This window comes from Spirosoma pomorum (assembly GCF_054776615.1).
In genome coordinates this window covers 12,681-33,751 of sequence record NZ_BAAHBP010000037.1, presented here as the reverse complement: position 1 = coordinate 33,751, position 21,071 = coordinate 12,681, and the positions used below count along the sequence as shown (strand labels likewise).

18 protein-coding genes are annotated in these 21,071 nt (G+C 51.9%); 17 read left to right on the top strand and 1 reads right to left on the bottom strand.

The annotated features are described in order from the left end of the window. Positions 1–743: 743 nt before the first annotated feature. Positions 744–1,295 (top strand): fasciclin domain-containing protein, encoded by a 552-nt coding sequence (locus ACYVAD_RS21225; protein ID WP_461141544.1) that lies wholly within the window; start codon positions 744–746, stop codon positions 1,293–1,295. 73 nt (positions 1,296–1,368) lie between these two features. Here ACYVAD_RS21225 and metH read toward each other — a convergent pair whose 3' ends face one another. Beyond that, positions 1,369–5,160, bottom strand: coding sequence for a methionine synthase (gene metH, locus ACYVAD_RS21220; protein WP_461141543.1), 3,792 nt, complete (start codon positions 5,158–5,160; stop codon positions 1,369–1,371). A gap of 243 nt (positions 5,161–5,403) precedes the next feature. Here metH and ACYVAD_RS21215 point away from each other — a divergent pair, with 243 nt between their 5' ends. The 16 genes from ACYVAD_RS21215 to ACYVAD_RS21140 all read left to right on the top strand — a co-directional run bounded on the left by ACYVAD_RS21215 (position 5,404) and on the right by ACYVAD_RS21140 (position 20,927). Then, positions 5,404–6,288 (top strand): Ppx/GppA phosphatase family protein, encoded by an 885-nt coding sequence (locus ACYVAD_RS21215; protein ID WP_461141958.1) that lies wholly within the window; start codon positions 5,404–5,406, stop codon positions 6,286–6,288. Between the two features lie 122 nt (positions 6,289–6,410). Further along, positions 6,411–6,611, top strand: coding sequence for a hypothetical protein (locus tag ACYVAD_RS21210; protein ID WP_461141542.1), 201 nt, complete (start codon positions 6,411–6,413; stop codon positions 6,609–6,611). Positions 6,612–6,684: 73 nt separating this feature from the next. Beyond that, complete coding sequence (locus tag ACYVAD_RS21205) at positions 6,685–7,635, top strand: GNAT family N-acetyltransferase (RefSeq protein ID WP_461141541.1); 951 nt, start codon at positions 6,685–6,687, stop codon at positions 7,633–7,635. Positions 7,636–7,718: 83 nt separating this feature from the next. Continuing rightward, the gene (locus ACYVAD_RS21200; RefSeq protein WP_461141540.1) at positions 7,719–8,645 is read left to right on the top strand and encodes a hypothetical protein; all 927 of its coding nucleotides are present in this window, start codon (positions 7,719–7,721) and stop codon (positions 8,643–8,645) included. Positions 8,646–8,655: 10 nt separating this feature from the next. Then, on the top strand, positions 8,656–9,672 hold the full coding sequence (gene pseB, locus ACYVAD_RS21195) for a UDP-N-acetylglucosamine 4,6-dehydratase (inverting) (protein ID WP_461141539.1): 1,017 nt from the start codon (positions 8,656–8,658) through the stop codon (positions 9,670–9,672). 5 nt (positions 9,673–9,677) lie between these two features. Continuing rightward, complete coding sequence (gene pseC, locus ACYVAD_RS21190; protein ID WP_461141538.1) at positions 9,678–10,853, top strand: UDP-4-amino-4,6-dideoxy-N-acetyl-beta-L-altrosamine transaminase; 1,176 nt, start codon at positions 9,678–9,680, stop codon at positions 10,851–10,853. Next, complete coding sequence (gene pseF, locus ACYVAD_RS21185; RefSeq protein WP_461141537.1) at positions 10,850–11,551, top strand: pseudaminic acid cytidylyltransferase; 702 nt, start codon at positions 10,850–10,852, stop codon at positions 11,549–11,551. Before pseC ends, pseF begins: the two co-directional genes overlap by 4 nt. After that, on the top strand, positions 11,544–12,563 hold the full coding sequence (gene pseG / locus ACYVAD_RS21180; protein ID WP_461141536.1) for a UDP-2,4-diacetamido-2,4,6-trideoxy-beta-L-altropyranose hydrolase: 1,020 nt from the start codon (positions 11,544–11,546) through the stop codon (positions 12,561–12,563). The genes pseF and pseG overlap by 8 nt, the downstream gene beginning before the upstream one ends. 17 nt (positions 12,564–12,580) lie before the next feature. Next, positions 12,581–13,141 carry a UDP-4-amino-4,6-dideoxy-N-acetyl-beta-L-altrosamine N-acetyltransferase gene (gene pseH / locus ACYVAD_RS21175; protein ID WP_461141535.1) on the top strand — a complete coding sequence of 187 codons (561 nt, stop codon included), beginning with the start codon at positions 12,581–12,583 and terminating at the stop codon, positions 13,139–13,141. A 94-nt stretch (positions 13,142–13,235) separates the two neighbouring features. After that, complete coding sequence (pseI, locus tag ACYVAD_RS21170; protein WP_461141534.1) at positions 13,236–14,288, top strand: pseudaminic acid synthase; 1,053 nt, start codon at positions 13,236–13,238, stop codon at positions 14,286–14,288. 92 nt (positions 14,289–14,380) lie between these two features. Beyond that, entirely contained in the window at positions 14,381–15,877 is a 1,497-nt protein-coding gene (locus tag ACYVAD_RS21165; protein ID WP_461141533.1) for a lipopolysaccharide biosynthesis protein, read from the top strand. Positions 15,878–15,896: 19 nt separating this feature from the next. Continuing rightward, a complete protein-coding gene (locus ACYVAD_RS21160) occupies positions 15,897–16,703 on the top strand; it encodes an FkbM family methyltransferase (protein ID WP_461141532.1) in 807 nt (268 codons plus the stop codon). 30 nt (positions 16,704–16,733) lie between these two features. Beyond that, a complete protein-coding gene (locus ACYVAD_RS21155) occupies positions 16,734–17,705 on the top strand; it encodes a hypothetical protein (protein ID WP_461141531.1) in 972 nt (323 codons plus the stop codon). Continuing rightward, complete coding sequence (locus ACYVAD_RS21150) at positions 17,702–19,003, top strand: glycosyltransferase family 4 protein (protein WP_461141530.1); 1,302 nt, start codon at positions 17,702–17,704, stop codon at positions 19,001–19,003. Before ACYVAD_RS21155 ends, ACYVAD_RS21150 begins: the two co-directional genes overlap by 4 nt. A 54-nt stretch (positions 19,004–19,057) precedes the next feature. After that, positions 19,058–19,813, top strand: a complete 756-nt coding sequence (locus ACYVAD_RS21145; RefSeq protein WP_461141529.1) for a glycosyltransferase family 2 protein — start codon at positions 19,058–19,060, stop codon at positions 19,811–19,813. Between the two features lie 175 nt (positions 19,814–19,988). After that, complete coding sequence (locus tag ACYVAD_RS21140; protein ID WP_461141528.1) at positions 19,989–20,927, top strand: LamG domain-containing protein; 939 nt, start codon at positions 19,989–19,991, stop codon at positions 20,925–20,927. The last annotated feature ends 144 nt before the right edge of the window (positions 20,928–21,071 follow it).

Sequence of the window (21,071 nt, the reverse complement as noted above, 5' to 3'; positions counted from 1 at the left end):
CGCGCGTGATTGACGACAGGAATCCCTACAACGGGCTGTTTTGTATACTAGTAAGGTAGCAGAAGTAGCCTTTCTACTATAGCTAGTTTTCCTAAAAACCCATTGTCCCTTCGATAACAACGGTGAGTCAGCACAGGATTTTGACTACTATCAAGTCAATTTCTTACGTACTGAGCGCTCGATTGGAATTATTTTTCCAGTTTTTTAAAGAATTATTTAGGCAGACCAAGAACACAGTTCGCGCAAGCCGCTAAGTCGCGTAACAAACAGTTATCCCTCTCCGAACTCTGTCAGTTGAGAACGCTGCGCCATTTGGACTTTTTCATGATCGACAAGAATACGGGCCCTATTTTTTCTACCTCCTGCCGCGCGAGCTATTTATAAACAAACCAGAGATATACGTAAAAATACTTAGTATTATTCTGCATATCCCTTCCTCATCTATACAAGATAATGATCAATTAGCGACACGCCGAAAATTAAACAAATCCTATATTCCTCATCTACTGCGGGTATCTCAAATTAGTCAGAAAAGCACGTGTTATTTACTGGGAATGATCTATTTGACAACAGTGTCTACAAGCTACCCAAATGACTTTTTGGGTAGCAAGAACCAGCGCCGTTTGCACAGTTTTCTCTCCCTGATGAAATCTAAACAAGACGTCTTCTGCGTAAATCAGCTCGTTGATCGATCACACAAAAAGTACAAGCACAACTAGTTTTCACTACTTAGCAACGACGACATGAAAGCGTTAAAAGCAACATTTGCTCTGATTTTAGGATTGGCAGTAAGCCAAGTTTCATTTGCACAGGAAAAAACCGTTACCGTAGGTGGCGCCCCAATGTACCCTTCGAAAAACATCGTTGAGAACGCGGTGAACTCAAAGGATCACACCACGCTGGTAGCCGCTGTAAAAGCCGCTGGCCTGGTAGAAACGCTATCTAGCCCCGGCCCGTTCACGGTATTCGCGCCAACAAATAAAGCGTTTGACAAGCTGCCTAAAGGCACGGTTGAAACGCTGGTGAAACCAGAAAACAAAGAAACGCTGACGGGTATTCTTACCTACCACGTAGTTCCAGGTAAACTCAGCGCCGAAGATCTGATGAAGCAGATTCAGGATGGTGGTGGTAAAGCCACGCTGAAAACCGCTGCTGGTGGCAGCCTGACCGCTACGCAGAAAGGCAAGAAAATCGAACTGACGGACGCTAAAGGTGGCAAAGCTACAGTTACCATTCCCGACGTGTTCCAGTCGAATGGCGTCATTCACGTAATCGATACGGTGCTGATGCCGTAAGAATTTCCTAAAAAGAAAAGCGTCCCGTTAATCAGGACGCTTTTCTTTTTAATTTATCTGTTTACTACCTACTCTACGCATCATAGTTCAGCACTGGAGCCAGCCATCGCTCGACTTCCTCAATGGACATGTTTTTCCGCTGAGCGTACTCGTGAACCTGATCTTTGTTGATTTTACCAACGGCGAAATACCGGGATTCAGGATTCGAAAAGTAAAAACCACTCACCGACGAAGCTGGGTACATCGCGTAACTCTCGGTTAATTCAATCCCCGCTTTGCCAGCATCGAGTAGGTCGAATAACAACCCTTTTTCGGTATGGTCTGGACAGGCGGGATAACCCGGCGCAGGCCTAATTCCCTGATAATCTTCTTTTATCAGCTGGTCGTTGCTCAATTGCTCATTCGAGGCATATGGCCAGAACTCCGTCCTCACGCGTTCATGCATCCGTTCCGCAAAGGCTTCAGCCAGCCGGTCGGCAATGGCTTTCAGCATGATGCTGTTGTAATCGTCATGATCGCGCTCGTAGGCTTCCAGTAATGGTTCGATACCAATACCAGCCGTTACCGCAAAGCCACCGATGTAATCTTCTCGGCCGCTTTCCAACGGGGCAATGAAGTCAGACAGGCTATAGTTTGGCAAGCCTGGCGCTTTCTGATTCTGCTGACGTAAGAAGTGTAACACCGTTTTCGTGTCGTACACGAGCTCACCGGCCGTAGCTACGTTGGCCGCTGTTTTCGATAAATTGCCACGTGATATTTTGTACTCAATATGCTGTTGCGACCCGTGTTGTTCACCGGAAACGGGAGCCACCTGTTCCTCGTATTCGTGCAGCAATACGTCGTCATCAATCGAGTTGGCGGGGTAGAAACCAACAACCGCTTTTGCTTTCAGCAATTTTTTGTCGACCACTTCTTTTAATAGTTGATTAGCGTCGTCGAACAGCTGCTTTGCCTCCTGACCAACTACGGCATCGTTGAAGATAGTTGGGTATTTGCCGGTCAGTTGCCAGGTCTGGAAAAAGGGCGTCCAGTCGATGTAATCAACCAATTCATCAATTGGATAATCATCGAAATAGCGATTCCCTAAGAACGTCGGCTTGGTTGGCTCGAAGTTCGCCCAGTCAATGGGGGCTCGATTCGCCCGCGCTTTGTCAATCGTCAGCGTCGCTTTATCCTGCCGACGCCGGGCGTGGTCTTCGCGGAGCTTGGTGTATTCCGCTTTTATATCCGTAAAAATCTTGTCGCGTGTGCTTTCGGTTTCGCTGACAAGCCGTCCGGCTACGGGAACACTCCGGCTGGCATCCAGTACGTGAATAACAGGTCCCGAATAGTGTGGATCGATCTTCACAGCCGTATGCATCCGGGATGTGGTTGCCCCACCAATTAACAGAGGCAGCTTGAATCCTTGCCGCTCCATCTCCTTGGCAACGCCTACCATCTCATCGAGTGACGGCGTAATGAGGCCACTCAGCCCAATGATATCAACATTCTGCTTGCGGGCTTCCTCCAGAATTTTCTGAGTTGGCACCATCACCCCCAGATCAATAATCTCGTAGTTGTTACAGCCCAGCACAACACCCACGATATTTTTACCAATGTCATGTACATCGCCTTTAACCGTCGCGAGCAGGATTTTTCCGGCCGACGACGATTCCCCGCCCGATTTTTCTGCTTCAATAAAGGGAGTCAGGTAAGCTACGGCCTTCTTCATCACCCGCGCCGATTTTACGACCTGTGGCAGAAACATTTTCCCTTCGCCAAACAGATCGCCTACGACGTTCATACCGTCCATCAGGGGGCCTTCGATGACGTGAAGGGGTCTCTCGACCTGCTGCCGAATCTCTTCAACGTCCTGATCAATATAGTCCGTAATTCCTTTAACCAGCGCGTGTTTTAACCGTTCGCGGACGGGCTGCTCGCGCCAGCTATTATCTTGCACAACGACTTTCCCTTTAGCTTTCACCGTTTCGGCAAAGTCGACGAGTCGCTCAGTGGCATCATCCCGGCGGTTGAGCAATACGTCTTCACAACGTTCCAGCAGTTCTTTGGGAATATTATCGTACACTTCCAGCTGTCCTGCATTCACGATACCCATGTCCAGACCAGCGCGGATAGCATGGTATAGAAACGCCGAGTGCATGGCTTCCCGCACGACATCATTCCCCCGGAAAGAGAACGAAATATTAGACACCCCACCGCTCACTTTGGCCAGCGGCAAGTTTTCCTTGATCCACCGCGTCGCGTTGATGAAATCGACCGCGTAGTTGTTGTGCTCCTCAATCCCCGTAGCAACGGTCAGAATATTAGGATCAAAAATGATGTCCTGAGGGGCGAAATCGACTTTATCGACCAGGATTCGGTACGCGCGTTCGCAGATTTCAATACGTCGTTCGTAAGAATCAGCCTGACCGGCTTCGTCGAATGCCATCACTACCGCAGCGGCTCCATATCGTTTGACCAGTTTGGCGCGCTCTATGAAGGCTTCTTCACCTTCTTTCAGCGAGATTGAATTCACGATGGCCTTACCCTGTACACATTTCAGTCCGGCTTCGATGACCTCCCATTTTGAGGAATCGACCATAATGGGCACACGGGCAATGTCCGGCTCCGACGCGATCAGGTTGAGAAAAGTTGTCATGGCTTCAACCGAATCCAGCATCCCCTCATCCATGTTGACGTCGATCACCTGCGCTCCGCCTTCTACCTGCCCACGGGCTATACTTAGCGCTTCATCGTAGTTTCCTTCCTTGACCAGTCGGGCAAACTTCTTCGAGCCCGTTACGTTCGTCCGTTCCCCAACGTTGAGGAAGTTGGTCAGTTCGGTAATTTTCAGCGGTTCCAGACCACTCAGTTTCTGGTACGGCTCTGGTTCAGGCAGTTGCCGGGGTGGGTATTTGGCCGCCACCGCAGCAATGGCCCGGATGTGGCTGGGTGTCGATCCGCAGCAGCCACCAACGATATTGATGAAGCTATTGCTGATGAAATCCTCAACCTGCTTCGCCATCATCTCCGGCGTTTCATCGTATTCCCCAAACTCGTTCGGCAGGCCCGCGTTCGGGTAAGCTGACGTAAAGAAGGGGGACTCTTTGGCCAGCGTCTGCACGTACGGTCGCATGGGTTCGGCTCCCAAAGCGCAGTTCAGGCCGATGCTCAGCAATGGCAAATGCGAAACAGAATATAAGAATGCTTCGGTCGTCTGCCCAGAGAGCGTCCGTCCGCTGGCGTCGGTAATGGTTCCCGACACCATGATCGGCAGCGACGCCGTTCCCTTATCCGCGAAATATTTGTCGATGGCGAACAGAGCCGCCTTGGCATTGAGCGTATCAAAAATGGTTTCGACCAGCAGCAAGTGCGCTCCTCCCTTAACCAGACCATCTACCTGCTCGTAATAGGCCTCAACCAGTTCGTCGAACGTAACGGCCCGGTAGGCTGGGTTATTTACGTCGGGAGAGAGCGAAGCCGTTCGGTTCGTTGGTCCCATGGCGCCAGCCACGTAACGCGGCCGGTCGGGATTTTGCTGCGTAACCGCGTCCGCTTCCAGCCGGGCAATGCGCGCCGACTCGTAGTTCAGTTCATAAACCAACGATTCCATGCGGTAGTCGGCCATGGCAATGGTCGTTCCGCTGAACGTATTTGTTTCAATGATATCCGCCCCCGCGTCTAGATATTGCCGGTGAATTTCCCGGATTACGTCTGGTTTGGTCAGCGACAGCAAATCATTGTTACCTTTCAGATCGTGCGGCCAATCCGCAAAACGCTCCCCCCGATAATCATCTTCGGTGAGGTTGTATTGCTGGATCATGGAACCCATGGCGCCATCCAGCACCAGGATTCGTTCCCGGAGAAGTTCGTGTATAGTTTTCAAGGTAACTGTTGTTGGTGTATTACTATTAGTAAAGCCGGGTAAAAATACATCCTTAAACCCTCATGCTCAAAAATCCGTTATTTTTGCCAGTAACAGGACGAGCAAACAAACGACTGAGTGACGAATAAACTACTCAAGCTCATCAACGCATACTTGGCTTACGGCCGACTCACGGGCAAAATGAATCACAAGTTTTTCAGTTTTGCCCCGCTCTTTCCTGATTTCTCACGGTCCTTATCTCAGATGAAACTAGCAGCTATTGATATCGGTTCCAACGCGGCCCGGCTACAGATCTCAACGGTACTTCATAACGACGATGTGGTTAGCTTTAAGAAAGTTGAGTACGTCCGATTTCCCCTCCGGCTTGGGCACGATGTGTTTAACTTCGGCCAGCTAACTCCTGAAAGCGAAGCCCGAACGGAGAAGCTCATGCGGGTTTATAAACTCCTGATGGAGTTGCACGAAGTTGAAGAGTACATGGCCTGCGCCACATCGGCCATGCGCGAGGCCGAAAATGGGCATGAGATTGCCAAGCGTATCGAAGCCTCGACGGGCGTAAAAATTCACATCATTGACGGGCAGAAGGAAGCTGAACTGATCAACAACGTGGTGGTTCAGGCGCTGGACGACCGGCAGTATCTGCATATTGACGTAGGCGGGGGCAGCACCGAACTCAACATGTACGTTAACCGCGAGAAAGTAAATTCGAAGTCGTTCAAAATCGGTTCGGTCCGGCTGCTGGAAGGTAAGGAAACAAAGGGCGCCTGGCGGAAGATCGAAGACTGGGTGGAGGATAACATTGATTCCTCCCGCGAAATTATTGCCGTCGGGACGGGCGGTAATATCAGCAAGCTGTTCAACCTGGCGTCTAAAACGGGCGAATCAGAAACGTCACTGGCCGAAATCGAACGGATTCGCCACTACATCGCCGGATACAGTCAGGAAGATCGCATCAACAAACTCCGCCTGAACGCCGACCGGGCCGACGTGATCGTACCAGCCGCTGACATTTATATCTCCGTTATGAAATGGGCCGGTGCTAAACAAATTATTGTGCCGGATCTGGGTCTGAAGGACGGCATCATGCAGTTGGTTTACTCACAGTTTAAAAAGAGAAAACGCCTGTAAGAGCTATCTCTTTTATACATGTCACCACTTCTGACAAAAAGACCCAGTTTGCTAGGTTACCTTTTTATAGCTATCGTATTAATGAAGGTAAAACCAATTACTACCAGTCACTACCTCTTATCATGAAAAAGGCTCTGCAATCTGCATTCTTCGTTGCGTTCATGTTCTCTGTAGCCATCGGCTGTCAGTCGAAAAAAGAAGAATCAACGGCAACGACCGGCGACACGACGACCGTTGTTGAAAGCGAAACGATTGTAAGCGGAGACTCTGCTGAAGTTGTTACGGACAGCGCTACGCTTGTTCCAGCCGACACGACGAAATAATTTTTGAGTTACGGTTTCCAGGACAGCCAGCTTTGATCAAAGCTGGCTGTCCTTTTTTAGTATCAATCCACCAGTGACTACCCATACCATCCATTCACAGATTAGTCCAGTGCTGACCGACGTTCTACCGTTCGATCAGCCGGGTTTCTTTTTCAATGAGGGTTCTCATCTGGTTCAGCAACGTAACGTCCCATTTCACCTGCTCACGGTTCGCCAGTCATCTTCGCAACGAGTGATGGCTCGCTGCGCATTCTTTACCGAAAACAATAGAGCTGCAAGTCCCGGTGCAGCCCCTTTTGGCTCCATCGAATTCACCGAAGAGCTACCGGAGGGCGTACTAACGGACTTTCTTGATCAGATTTTCAGCGAAGCAAAAGCAGCCGGTTGCCACACCTTAATGCTCACTCACTACCCACACTGTTACGCCCCCGGCCAGACCAATCGACTCCTGACTGCATTGCAGGCATCGGGTTGCTTAGTGGTGGAAACGCATTCAACATTTTTTCTCTACGTTTCTGATTGTCCCCTCGGCCAGCGTATGATAGCTTCTGAGTTTCGGCGACTCCAGAAATGTCAGCGAGCCAGATTTAGTTTTGCACACTGGCTGCAGCCTGACCCTGTCGCGGTTGTCAATTTTCTGCACGTTACGTATGCGCAATTGGGCTATCGGCTCAGTCTCCCACCGGAACGGCTGACTCATTTACTCGTTACGTTCCCCGATCAATTTGTGGTTTTCACCTTGCACGACGACGATCAATTAATTGCTCTTGCGGTTACTGTCCGCGTTCGACACGACATTCTGTATACCTTTCTTCCGGCATCACTGCCAGCCTATACTGCGTTCAGCCCGATGGTCATGCTGCTGGATGGTGTGTACGCCTATTGCCAACGGGAACAAATTTCTTTACTGGATCTAGGGGTAGCGCTGGACAACACTCGCCAGCCTAAAGCTGGCCTGGCCCGCTTCAAACGAAATCTCGGCGCGCAGGAGTCGCCCAAATACGTTTTCAGCAAACGCCTTTGAGCCTGATAACCAGTAGATACGACCCTGCCATTTTTTTTCGTTCTTTTGTAGAAAAAAGGCTGCCCTGGTCGGTAGCCGATTCCATGCTGGAAACAGGTTTTAACTCACTAAATAGATTTCTGAGCGAACTGATTACCTCGCTCCTGTCGTTGGTCAAAGCCGCTCTGCGCAGTCCCCACGCCACCCGGCTTCCCGCGCGTAATGACGGTGTTTGCTCAGTGCTGGGGAACGGTCCTTCGCTGTCCGACTCTCTACGCGATCACCTGGATTTCATTCGCCAGACCGATATAGTATGCGTCAACAATTTCGCGCACGCCGAGGTGTTTACGCAACTTCAGCCGCAGCACTACGTTATTTCCGACCCGAACTACTTCGTGTTTACGGAGCGGACGACCGACCGCGAAGACATTCGCCAAACGCTGACCATATTCAGCGATCAGGTTACCTGGCCAATGACACTCTACGTGCCGCACTTCGCCAAGCAGTCATACCTACTGAGTCAAATCACTAAGAACCGGAATATTTCGGTCGTTTACTTCAACTACACCGTCGTTAGTGGCTTCCGCGGGCTTACTTACTGGCTCTACGAAAAAGGGCTGGGGATGCCCCGCGCACAAACGGTAATCGTGGCGGCCTTGACGCTAATGATTAATCAGCAGTTCCGGAAGATTTATCTCTTCGGGGCTGACACATCCTGGCATGAGCAAATCCGGCTGAACGAACAGAATCAGCTGCTGATCAAGCAAATTCATTTTTACGATAAGCCAACCGACGTAACGCACCAGCCTGTTTATTCCGATGCGCAGCGGCAACGCACGTTTTCGATGGCATCTCAGTTTTTATCCTTACACAAAGTGTTCCGTGGTTACGAAGTCCTGCGCGACTACGCCGACCATCGGGGCGTAACGGTTCTGAATGCCAGCGCCAAAAGTTACATTGACGCGTTCGAGCGGGCTACGCCGGAAACGCTAACAACTGCCAGTACCGGCTTCGTGGGAAGCCACTCATGACTTATACAGTATGCTTGATTTAACCGATAAATCGATTTTGATTACGGGCGGCACCGGCTCGTTTGGCAAAAAATTCGTTGAGATGGTCTACCAGCGTTATCCGAATCTGAAACGCCTGGTCATCTACTCCCGCGACGAACTGAAACAGTTTGAAATGTCGCAGCACTACCCGCAATCGAAGTATAAATCGATCCGGTTTTTCATCGGCGACGTACGCGATGCGGACCGGCTTAAACGGGCCTGCGAGGGTGTGGATATTATCATTCACGCGGCCGCGCTGAAGCAGGTTCCAGCGGCAGAATATAACCCGATGGAGTGCATCAAAACCAACGTGTTTGGTGCCGAGAACGTGATTAATGCCGCCATGGATAATGGAGTTAAGCGCGTAGTTGCCCTCTCGACGGACAAAGCGGCCGCCCCAATCAACCTCTACGGCGCGACCAAACTTTGCTCCGACAAACTCTTCGTAGCCGCCAACAACATGAAAGGCAGCCGCGATCTGCGATTTTCGGTTGTTCGCTACGGTAACGTAATTGGCTCACGGGGGTCGGTCGTCCCGTTCTTCCTGGAAAAACGGAAAGATGGTATTTTACCCATTACCCACCCCGACATGACTCGCTTCAATATCTCGCTGGAGGAGGGTGTTGAGATGGTATTATACGCGCTGGAACACGCCTGGGGCGGGGAGATTTTCGTACCCAAGATTCCGTCGTACCGCATCACCGACGTAGCGGAAGCTATTGGCCCCAATTGTGAACAGAAGCTGGTGGGCATCCGTCCGGGCGAGAAACTCCACGAAGAGATGATCACCGAAACCGATTCGCTGAACACCATTGAAACGGCGAAATATTACGTCATCACGCCGTCGACACCCACCTGGAGCATGGACGACTACATGCAGGCCTTTGACGGCAAGCAGGTAGAAATGGGTTTCAAGTATAATTCGGGTACCAACACCGACTGGCTCAACGTCGACCAATTACGGGAGCAGGTTCGGGAACACGTTGACCCAACTTTCAACGTTTAGCCGGTATGAATCAACCCATTCCTTACGGTCGCCAGCACATTACGGAGGAAGATATTGCCGCCGTAACCGACGTGCTGCGTGGCGCCTACCTGACGCAGGGGCCCCATATCGCTCAGTTCGAAGCGGCTTTTGCGCAATACGTTGGCAGCCAGTATGCCATAGCGGTCGCTAACGGTACGGCTGCGCTGCACCTGTGCTGTCTGGCGCTGGGCGTAACAACAGGCACGCGGGTTATTACGTCGCCCATTACGTTCTCTGCCTCGGCCAACTGCGTCCGGTATTGCGGGGGTGAGGTTCACTTTGCCGACATTGATCCGGAAACGGCTCTACTGGATGTTAACGCGGTTCGGGCGTTGCTGGCAAAACACCCCAAAGGTTATTTCGCGGGGATCATCCCCGTCGATTTTGCCGGTTATCCGGTCGATATGGCCAGCTTTCGGGAGTTAGCCGACGAGTATGGGCTATGGCTGTTAGAAGACAGCTGCCACGCGCCAGGAGCTTCATTTACGGATGCTGCCGGTACAGTCCATCGCTGTGGCGATAGCTCACTGGCCGAACTAGCCATTTTCAGCTTCCATCCCGTCAAGCACATCGCGGCTGGCGAAGGTGGCATGATCACGACCAACGACGAGAACCTATACAAGCACCTGCTCCGGCTCCGGACGCACGGTATCACCAACAAACCCGGTGACTTTACCGAACTCTATCCGGGCGAGCCTGAGCGTGGTGGCTGGTATATGCAGATGCAGGAATTGGGCTACAACTACCGCCTGACTGATTTTCAGGCCGCGTTGGGCAATAGTCAGCTCCAACGGGCGGACGAGATGCTGGCCCAGCGACAGGCGCTGGCGAAACGCTACGACGAAGCCTTTGCCGACTCGAACGTAACGGTTATTGTGCCACCAGCGGGTGTTGGTCACGCCTATCACCTGTACGTTATTCAGGTCGCTGACCGTAAAGAATTGTACGACTTTCTACGGGCCCGCAACGTCATGGCACAGGTGCATTACATCCCCGTCCATCTGATGCCGTACTACCGGGAGCAGGGCTGGCAGCCGGGTGACTTTACTAAGGCGGAACAGTATTATGCACAATGTCTAAGTCTGCCCCTGTTTCCGACGCTGACGCGCGACGAACAGGATTATGTCATTGCGTCGGTGAACGAGTTTATCGGCCAATGAGCAACGTAGCGGTCATTACGGCGCGGGGCGGAAGCAAACGGATTCCCCGCAAGAACATCCGGCCATTTCTAGGCAAGCCCATCATGGCTTACGGCATTGAGGCCGCGCTGGCGTCCGGTTTGTTTGACGACGTAATGGTCTCGACGGATGACGCCGAAATTGCCGACGTAGCGCGGCAGTACGGGGCGTCGATTCCGTTTATGCGTTCGGTTGAAACGGCTGATGATTACTCGTCAACGATTGACGTAATTCTGGAAGTGGTCGATGCGTATGAGCGCACGGGTAAAACGTTTCAGTCGCTGTGCTGCATTTACCCCACCGCCCCGTTCGTTAGTACTGACCTGCTGACCAAAACGTATTCGGTTCTTGTCAGTAAGCCCGCCGACATCGTCTATCCAGTTCAGCCCTTCTCGTTTCCCATTCAGCGCGCGTTCAAACTAAATGACGATTTGTTGACCTGGGCGCAACCCGAATCGTTTTTGCTCCGGTCGCAGGATCTGGAACCGATGTATCACGATGCCGGTCAGTTTTACTGGTTCAACGTAGCCAGGCTCCGGCAAGAGCGGCAACTGGCCGGCCTGACGGCGGGGGGCGTTGTGATCGACGAAATGCACGCGCACGACATTGATACGGAAGTAGACTGGAAAGTAGCCGAATTCAAGTACCGCCTGCTGCATAATCTGATCCCTAATGACTGATAAGCGTATCGTTTTTCGGGCTGACGGTAACGCGCAAATTGGCTTAGGCCACGTAATGCGTTGTATCGCCATCGCTGAAACGATTGGTGCAGAACAGACGTTGACGTTCGCCATTCAGCAGCCAACGCCAGCAGTCCGGGACTTATTACAACGATTCGACCTTATTTTCCTGCCCGAAACGACCGACTACCGGGCCGACGCGGCTCTGTTTGCCAGTCAGCTAACCAGCAGAGACATAGTCGTGCTCGACGGCTACTCGTTTCAGGCTGATTATCAGCGAATGATCAAGCAGACAGGTAGTACGTTAGTGGCAGTGGATGATCTGGCAGCCTGGCATCAGTACGCTGATGTCGTCATCAATCATGGCGGTATGGCTACCAGAGAGACCTACCAGGCAGAATCGTATACTCAGTTTCTGCTTGGCACAGACTACGCACTACTCCGAAAACCAATCTTACAGGCTGCTCAACATCGTCCAGAAACGCCGGCAGTCAATTTTCAGCCTAGAGAAATACTCGTCAATCTGGGTGGAGCTGACCCGGATAACTGTAGCCTTCGCGTTGTCAATAACCTGCTAACGCAAGCGACTGTCAACGAGATTCGTGTCATCCTGGGAGCGGCTAACCCACACAAAGAAAGCTTTGAGCCGTTACGTCAACAGGGGGTTCGATTGCACGTTAGTCTTTCCACTCAGCAGATGGTTGACAGCATTCGTGCGTGTGACCTAGCGGTAGTTTCGTGCAGCACGATTTCATACGAAGTGGCTACTATCGGCCGTCCATTTGTTGGCATTATTACAGCGGACAATCAGGTTGGACTGCGCGATTTTTATAAACAGCAGCAGATTGCTCTGCGAGTGTTGGAGAAAGATTTCGCCCCCGACGATTTAACCTCAGTATTACAGATTTCGCCTTCCGAGGTCAACCAGAGTTTGACGAACCAGGCTCGCTTTTTCGATGGTCAGTCGGGGGAACGAATCGCAGCTCTTTTTAAGGCCCTGGCCCAAAACTAAACGTACTTTTTACAACGATGGACATTCGTTTGACTCCTCTTACCAGCGACGATATAGAACTGGTGCGTACCTGGCGCAACTCGCCGGAGGTTGCCCAGTACATGTATACCAGCAACGAGATCACGGCCGAGCAACAGGCGGCCTGGTTTGCCCAGGTTGAAAACGACCCAACGTCCCGTTACTGGGTTATTGAATACAATGACCAGAAGATTGGTCTGGCTTCGTTGACCGGCATCAGTAAGACGCTCAGTAGCTGCTACTGGGCTTTTTATCTCGGCGACACCACCGTTCGCGGGGCAGGGCTTGGCGCTAAGATTGAATTTAACGTACTGGAGTACGTCTTCAATGAATTGAAACTCAATAAACTTCGCTGCGAAGTGATGACGTTCAACGATAAAGTGATCGCCATGCACGAGAAATTTGGTTTCCGGCGAGAAGCGTACTACCGGCAACACGTCAAAAAGGATGGCGTCTGGCACGACGTAGTTGGTCTGGCGCTGCTCAAGCAAGAGTGGGAGGTGTATCGCCCTATTATGAAAAGCAAAATATACCGTGGCGAACTCCCCGCCGGGAGCTAAGCGGGGGACTAAACGGAGCAGGTTGCTGTTCCAATTAGTAGATAGCCGTCTTAAGCGTTAATTTTGTCTTTTCCATTGGATGGTTTCTGCTTTCATGAACGATAGTAACGTTAGCGATCAATTACTCAGTCCCCGGCCGTTCGTCATCGCCGAGATGTCGGGAAATCACAACCAGTCGCTCGAACGGGCGCTGGAAATCGTGGACGCCGTCGCCGATGCGGGTGCCCACGCCCTCAAGCTACAAACCTATACCCCGGACACGATTACGTTCAACGGCGCATCCGAAGAGTTTTATATCCGCGACGCTAAATCGCTCTGGGCCGACAAGAATCTATATAAACTTTACGCCGAGGCTTATACGCCCTGGGAATGGCACAAGCCCATTTTTGACCACGCCAAAAAGCGGGGCATGCTGGCGTTCAGTTCGCCCTTCGACACCACGGCGGTTGATTTTCTGGAATCGCTCGACGTACCGTTTTACAAAATCGCGTCCTTCGAAAACACGGATCATATTCTGCTCAAAAAGGTGGCACAAACGGGTAAGCCCGTCATTATGAGTACGGGGGTTTCCTCCGTCGCCGATCTGGACGAGTCAGTAAAAGTACTGCGCCAACACGGCTGTAAAGACCTGGTGCTACTCAAATGCACCAGTACGTATCCGGCCACTCCCGAAAGCACGAACCTTCTCACCATTCCGCACATGCGGCAGTTGTTTGACGTACCGGTGGGCCTGTCCGACCACACGATGGGGATTGGTGCCGCCGTCGCGGCCGTCGCTCTCGGTGCGGTCATCATCGAAAAGCACGTTACGTTACGTCGGGCCGACGGCGGTGTCGATTCGGCGTTCTCGCTGGAACCCGACGAGTTGAAAAACCTCGTCGTCGAAACCGAGCGTGCTTATCTGGCCATGGGACAAGTCAACTACACGCTGACGCCTAAAGAATGCAACAGCCTTCAGTTCAAGCGGTCGCTCTACGTTGTTAAAGACGTAAAAGCGGGGGAAGCCTTCACCGCCGAGAACGTGCGCAGCATCCGCCCCGCCAACGGTTTGCACACGCGCTACTATGACGACATCCTCGGCAAAACAGCCACCACTGACATTCAAGCCGGCACGGCGCTGGGCTGGAATTTAATTGCGAATGAGTGAATGAGTGAATGAGTGAATAACCATCCGGCATAATAAGCCTGCGCCAGCTATTCACTCATTCGCTCATTCACTCATTCGCTCATTTTTTTGCGATGGGTATCATCAAACGCCAGACGATTCAGAGTTCCATCTACTCCTACGCGGGAGTCGGTATTGGTTTTCTGACGCAGGGGCTCTTTTTTCCACACATCTTCAGTAAAGCGCAGGTTGGTCTGCTTACGTTGCTGATCTCGCTGGCGCAGGTGCTGGCCCAGGCGTCTAACCTGGGCCTGAACGGGGCGGGAGGACGTTATTTCCCGTACTTTCGCAACGCCGAGCGACAGCACAATGGTTACCTGCTCATTACCACCTCGGTAACGCTTATTGGCTTCTGCGTCTGCGCGCTGGGCTTATGGCTGGCTCGTCCGTGGGTCGTCTCCTATTACCAGGTTCAGTCGGCGCTGTTCGTAGATTATTACTTTCTGCTGATTCCGCTCACGCTTTTTACGGTCTATTTCACCGTTTTCGACAACTACGCCCGACTCCTGTACGACCCCGTTACGGGTACCATGCTCCAGCAGTTTGTTCAGCGGCTGCTCGTTATGGCGGCTGGTGGACTGTATTGGTTAGGCTGGGTTACGTTTCCGCAGTTTCTGGGCGTCTGGATGTTGGCGTTCTTTCTGCCGCTAGTGTTCATGATTGTCAGTGTCATCCGCGATGAAGCGCTGTTCTTGAGTCGTCGTTACATCTCCGTCACGCCCGAACTGCGCCGAAATATGATGCGTTACGCGGGCCTGACGTTCACCTCCGCTCTGTCGACGCAGATCATCTGGACCATCGATAAGGTGATGATCAATAATACGGAAGGACTGGACGCGACGGGCATCTATAGTATTGCTTCCTATTTTGCCGCCGTTATTGCCATTCCGGCGACGGCACTGTACAAGGTTTCGGGAACGCTGATCGCCGAATCCTGGAAGGTGAACGATACCCAAAATATCATGAATATTTATCGCAAGAGTTGTTTAAACCAGCTCATTGCGGGCTGTCTGGTCTTTATCGGTGTCGCAGCCAACTTACCGAATGTATTTGGCCTGCTCCCCGCTGGCTATGATGCTGGTTATTACGTTATTCTGTGGCTGGGTCTGGGTAAGCTAATCGACATGGCTACGGGAGTTAATGGTACCATCTTGTACACCTCCCGCTATTACATTTACGATACGTTGTTTTTTATTGCCCTTACGTTTATCACCATCGCGGCTAATTCCTATCTGCTTCCGCGTTTTGGCATCAATGGAGCCGCTATGGGTGCAGCCCTCGCTACGCTACTTTATAACCTGGCGCGGACGCTCTTTGTCGGCTTTGCGTTCAAGATGCAACCCTTTTCGTGGCGGAATGGGGCCGTTGTTGGGCTGGCTCTGCTGGTCTGGTGGGTCTCAGTACAAATTTCGTATCCAGCGGCTGGCGCTCCCATCTGGCAAAAATTACTGGATATTGGCTGGCGCTCAACGATGATCGTTGGCTTGTTCGGTGGCCTGGTAGTAGCCTTTCGTTTATCCAATGACATCAATCAGACAGGTTTAAGCCTTATCAACCGATTCCGCAAGTAGAAACATACCGGTGTAAATCATGTGGTTCTTTAAGTTTTTATTCACCGAAGCCGCCCGGCTTCTTCGCTCGACCGAAGGGCGTCAGCTGCTGTGGCTGGCCATACGGTACGGTAGTAAGCCCCGCAATCAGCTTACCGACGTTACGTTCGGGCGGTTTCAGTTTCGGGTACCCGATGCCTTGTCCTTTATCTGGCAATACCGGGAAATTTTCGTGGATGAGTTTTATCGATTCAATACCACGCAGCAACAACCCGTCATTTTTGATTGTGGCACAAACGTAGGCACCAGCGTTGCTTATTTTCATCAGCAATACCCAAAGGCCCGTATCGTCGCCTTCGAGGCCGACGAACAAATCAGTCAGGTCTTGCAGGATAACCTGCGCCGGAACCAGATCAACGGCGTTGAGGTCATTACGAAAGCGGTTTGGACTAACGAAGCCGGTATTATGTTTGGCAGCGACCAGGCCGATTCGGCGTCGATTTATTCTCTCACTGATCAGAAACTGGTACCTTCCGTCCGTTTGCGCGATTATCTACTGCGCGAAACCCGGATTGATATGCTCAAAATGGATATTGAAGGGGCCGAAACGGCGGTACTGATCGACTGTCACGACGCGCTGGCTCATGTGCAAAATATGTTTGTGGAGTTTCACGCGTATCTCGACCATCCGCAAACGCTGGCCGACGTAATGCAGGTGCTGGAAGCCAGCGGATTCCGGTATTACATCAACACCAGTCAATACCGGCATGCGCCCCTGGCTAACCATCGGTACCGGGGTAATGACAGCATGGATTTACAATTGAATATCTTTGCGTATAGAAACTAGTCATCCATCCGTAGTGATGACGTCTGCTGCATGATTGATACGATTCTTTCCCGTCCCGAATTTCAAACTGAACCACCCGTACTGGTGGATATTGGGGCATCGGGGCAACTCCATAACCGCTGGAAATCGTTTGCCAAATACGCCATCTGCATTGCCTTCGATGCCGACGATCGTGATTTTGGTTACGTCGAAAGCGAATCCAGCCACTTTCGGAAGCTATATACGTTCAACCATATCGTTACGGAAAGTAGCCCGACGGGTACCGAAGCCGACACCCGAAATTTCTACCTGACTGTTTCGCCCCACTGCTCCAGCCTGCTGAAACCCCGGCCCGATCTGATTCAGGAGTATGCGTTTGCGCCCAAGTTCGAACCCACAAAAGTGGTACAACTTAAGACGCGCAGCCTCCGATCGACGCTCGACAGTCTGAACATTAATCGGGTAGACTGGTTCAAGACCGACTCGCAGGGAACGGACTTGCGGCTGTTCCGCGACCTCGGCGACGAACGCGCCAAACGCGTGCTCACGGCCGAGTTCGAGCCGGGCATCGCGTCGATCTACGATGGTGAGGACAAACTGTTTCGGGTCCTGCAATACATGGACGAAACGGGTAGCCATTGGCTGGCCGAGCTCCTGCCGAAGGGATCGCCCCGCATTACGCCCGCCCTACTGGATAGTTTCAGCAGTAATCTACTGGTCAAGAAGTTTGTCCTGTTCTCGCTGAAGAACAGCGCAGTCTGGGGCGAAATGACGTATCTAAACCAGTTTGCAGACGAAAGACTGCTTTCTCAACGCGACCTCTTGCTGGGTTGGGTTTTTGCCACGACGTTAAAGCAACACGGCTTTGCGCTTATTCTGACGCAGAAAGCCAAAGCCCGTTTCCAGGATCCGATCTTTGCGGAGATGGAAAAGTACTCCCGTCGGCGCATCTGGGGACGGATGTTTGGACTTGGCTTCTGGCCCGAAGTCGTAAAGAAATTTGACCAACTGCTGGGCCGGTGAGAGTTACGCACCTGAGCACCTATCACCTCTTTGGTGGCGCGGCCGTAGCCGCCAAGCGGCTGCATCAGGCCCTACTGAATTACGGCGTCGATAGTACGATGCTTGTCGGCACGTCGAACCGACAGGAGAAACATCGACAAGCCGAGGGGGTCAGTTACCTAGCCAATAATATTTTGGCGGAACAGACCGCCTTTGGCCGGTTTGTGGCGGAGCGGCTGTATTTTCTACCCTTCGAGCGAGACAGCTCCGTGCGGTTTCAGTTTTCGCCCGCCGTATTCGGAACGAATCTAACCTTTCACCCCGCCGTGCAGCAGGCTGATGTACTGCATCTGCACTGGATCAATTTTGGCTACCTGGCGCTGGCCGACATTCAGGCACTGGCCGATCTGGGAAAGCCCATGGTCTGGACGCTGCACGACCAGTGGGCGTTTACCGGCGGCTGCCATTACTCGCGCGGCTGCGATCATTTTTTGACACATTGCGGCAACTGCCCTTACTTAAAGAAGCCGGGGTCCCATGATTTGTCGTACCGGGTTTTTGAAAAGAAGCGAGCGCTTTTTCAGAACGCACAGATTCATTTTACGCCCCCGAGTCACTGGCTGGCCCAGGCCGGTAAGCAAAGTGAATTACTTAAAGACGCTCCGTTTACGGTCATTCCGTACGCCATCGACCAGACCGTTTTCTGCCCTGTTGACCGCGAGCAGGCCACTACGTATCTGGAACTGGCTGACACAAATAAGCCCCGAATTTTGTTCGGTAGCGCGAACGTAACAGACGTTCGGAAAGGCTTTACTTATTTCGCTGAAGCGCTGGCGTTACTGCACCAGCAGCATCCGGACTTAACTCCCGAGATTCTGGTTTTTGGCAAAGGACGATCGTACCTGCTCAATGAACTACCCTACCCCGTACGGCATCTGGGAATCCTGACGAGTACCGACGATATTGTGGCCGCTTACAATGCCGCCGACGTGATGGTCGTCCCATCATTAGAAGATAATCTACCAAACACCGTCATCGAGTCACTGGCCTGTGGTACGCCCGTGGTCGGTTTCCAAACGGGTGGTATTCCCGAAATGATCGACCACGAACAGAATGGCTATCTGGCGGCCGTCGGCTCCGCGCAGGAACTGGCCGACGGCCTGGCTTTCATATTGATCCACACCAACCCAGCCAACCTCCGTCAGAACGCCCGCCAGTCCGCCGAAGCCCGCTTCTCGGAAGACGTCGTTGCGGATCAGCATATTGCGCTTTATAATCGAATTTTGACCGATAGAATGACCGGCCCACCGGTGTGGTGAATGATAGAATAGTCGACAAACAGTATTCACTCATTCTATCATTCACCATTGTTCATGCCTACCGTCTCCATTATCACCATCACCTACAACGCCGAACGTTTTCTGGAGCGCACGATCGAGAGTGTACTACGGCAAACTGCGACGGATTACGAGTACATCATCGTTGACGGTGGCTCGACGGATGGTACGCTGGCCATTGTCCGGCGCTACGAATCGCGCGTAACGCGATGGATTTCGGAGCCGGACAAAGGGTTGTATGACGCGATGAACAAAGGGCTGCATCTGGCAACAGGAGACTACGTCTGGTTTATGAACGCCGGTGATGAAATATATGACGAAGAGACGCTGGCTGCTTTGCTGGAGCAGATTCAGCAGACGAAAGCAGATGTGTATTACAGCGATGCCCTGTTTATCAATAACGACGGCTCACCGGTTGGTCTGCGTAGCGTGGTAACGCCCCACACACTCCCAACAAATCTCAGATGGACTGATATGGCCCTGGGCATGAAAGTCTGTCATCAGGCGTTTGTAGCAAAGCGTAGTCTGGCGCCGGACTACGACATCAACAACCTCAGCGCCGACCTAGACTGGGAAATTCGCTGCCTGAAGAAAGCCCGATCAATTCAATTTGTCCCCTTTGTGCTGTGCAAGTACCTGGTTGGCGGCTTATCCGTTCAACAACATCGTCGGTCACTAACCGACCGGTTCAAGGTGCTCGTTACGCATTTTGGCTGGTTCTCAACAGTCATCAACCACGGCCGGATCAGTTGGCGAGCCTGGCGTTTTAAGCGGCAACTCCCCTACCAGTAAACCAACTTCAGCGCTTAGTCGCCAGCTGGCAGTACTGAAGCCAAGGAAGCCTTACGGGAGTAATCCTCTTCGTCAAGCAGCTATTTTCGGCAGTGTTCCTAAATTTTATGATGTCGCAAGTTGCATATGAAGAAGTGATAGATTTTTTTAGAGTCTTCACTTGTCCTTTACCTTAATGGCTTACCGTTTACTCCTCTCTTTTCTTCTTAGTGCCAGCTTTACGTATTGTTTTGGTCAGGCAGCCAATCAATTAGTCGCCTGTTATTCCTTTTCGGGAAACGCCCAGGATGGGTTCGGGCCTAATAGCGGCACCGTTGTTGGCGCAACGCTGACAAACGATCGATTCGACAATCCGAACAGCGCTTATTTTTTCGACGGGCGTTCATTCATCGATTTACCCGCAGCTCCCTTCACAAATCCTACGTATACGCTGTCAGCCTGGGTGAAACCAGCTACGCTACCTCCCGCCTGGGACGCCTACACCATCTTTTCGTTTGGCGAGCCCAGCCAGTGTCTGACCTTAGCCAACAACCCCGACTACGGCGGTCCCGTCTGGAATTTCTTTTCGTATAATACACCCGGTTCCATCATTACGACTCAATCCGTTGGTACGGACGTCTGGATTCATTTAACGGCCATCCGTGCCGCGAACGAGTTCATTTTCTACCTGAACGGCGAGCGAGTTAAGACACTCGCGGTTACCCCTCCTGGTCCGCTGACGTATTCGGGGGAATTGCGCGCCTGCATCGGGGCACGTCCCAATCCCAAATCGCTCATCCAGTTCTTCCACGGAGCCATCGATGATGTACGCGTGTACCGGGGCGTCTTGTCCGATGCTGAAGTGCGCGTCCTGTATCAGGCAACTACGTGCCAGACCGATTTTACACTCAATCCCATCACAGCACAGCCCTACGTTTTGCTCCGAAATGGCAACTGGAATGATCCCACGGTATGGTCGTGTGGTTGCGTTCCGACGGCAACCGATGCTGTACAAGTGCGGCATGTTATCACCGTTCCAGCCGCTTTTCACGCCAACGCGTTACGGGTGTATGTTGATAAAGCAGCCCGGTTGACTTACGGAGCGGGCGGGCGTTTACAGTTAGCTCCTCGTTAGGATTTATTACCGGTTTAAAGGCGAGAAAAGCGCGATTTGATCGTTTTATGTACGAAAGTCAGGTTAAGGTTTTTATAATTTGAGCGTTAAAAGTCGACTTGTATCGACTGATACCCGGCAATCCTGATAAATTTGCACCGGCAA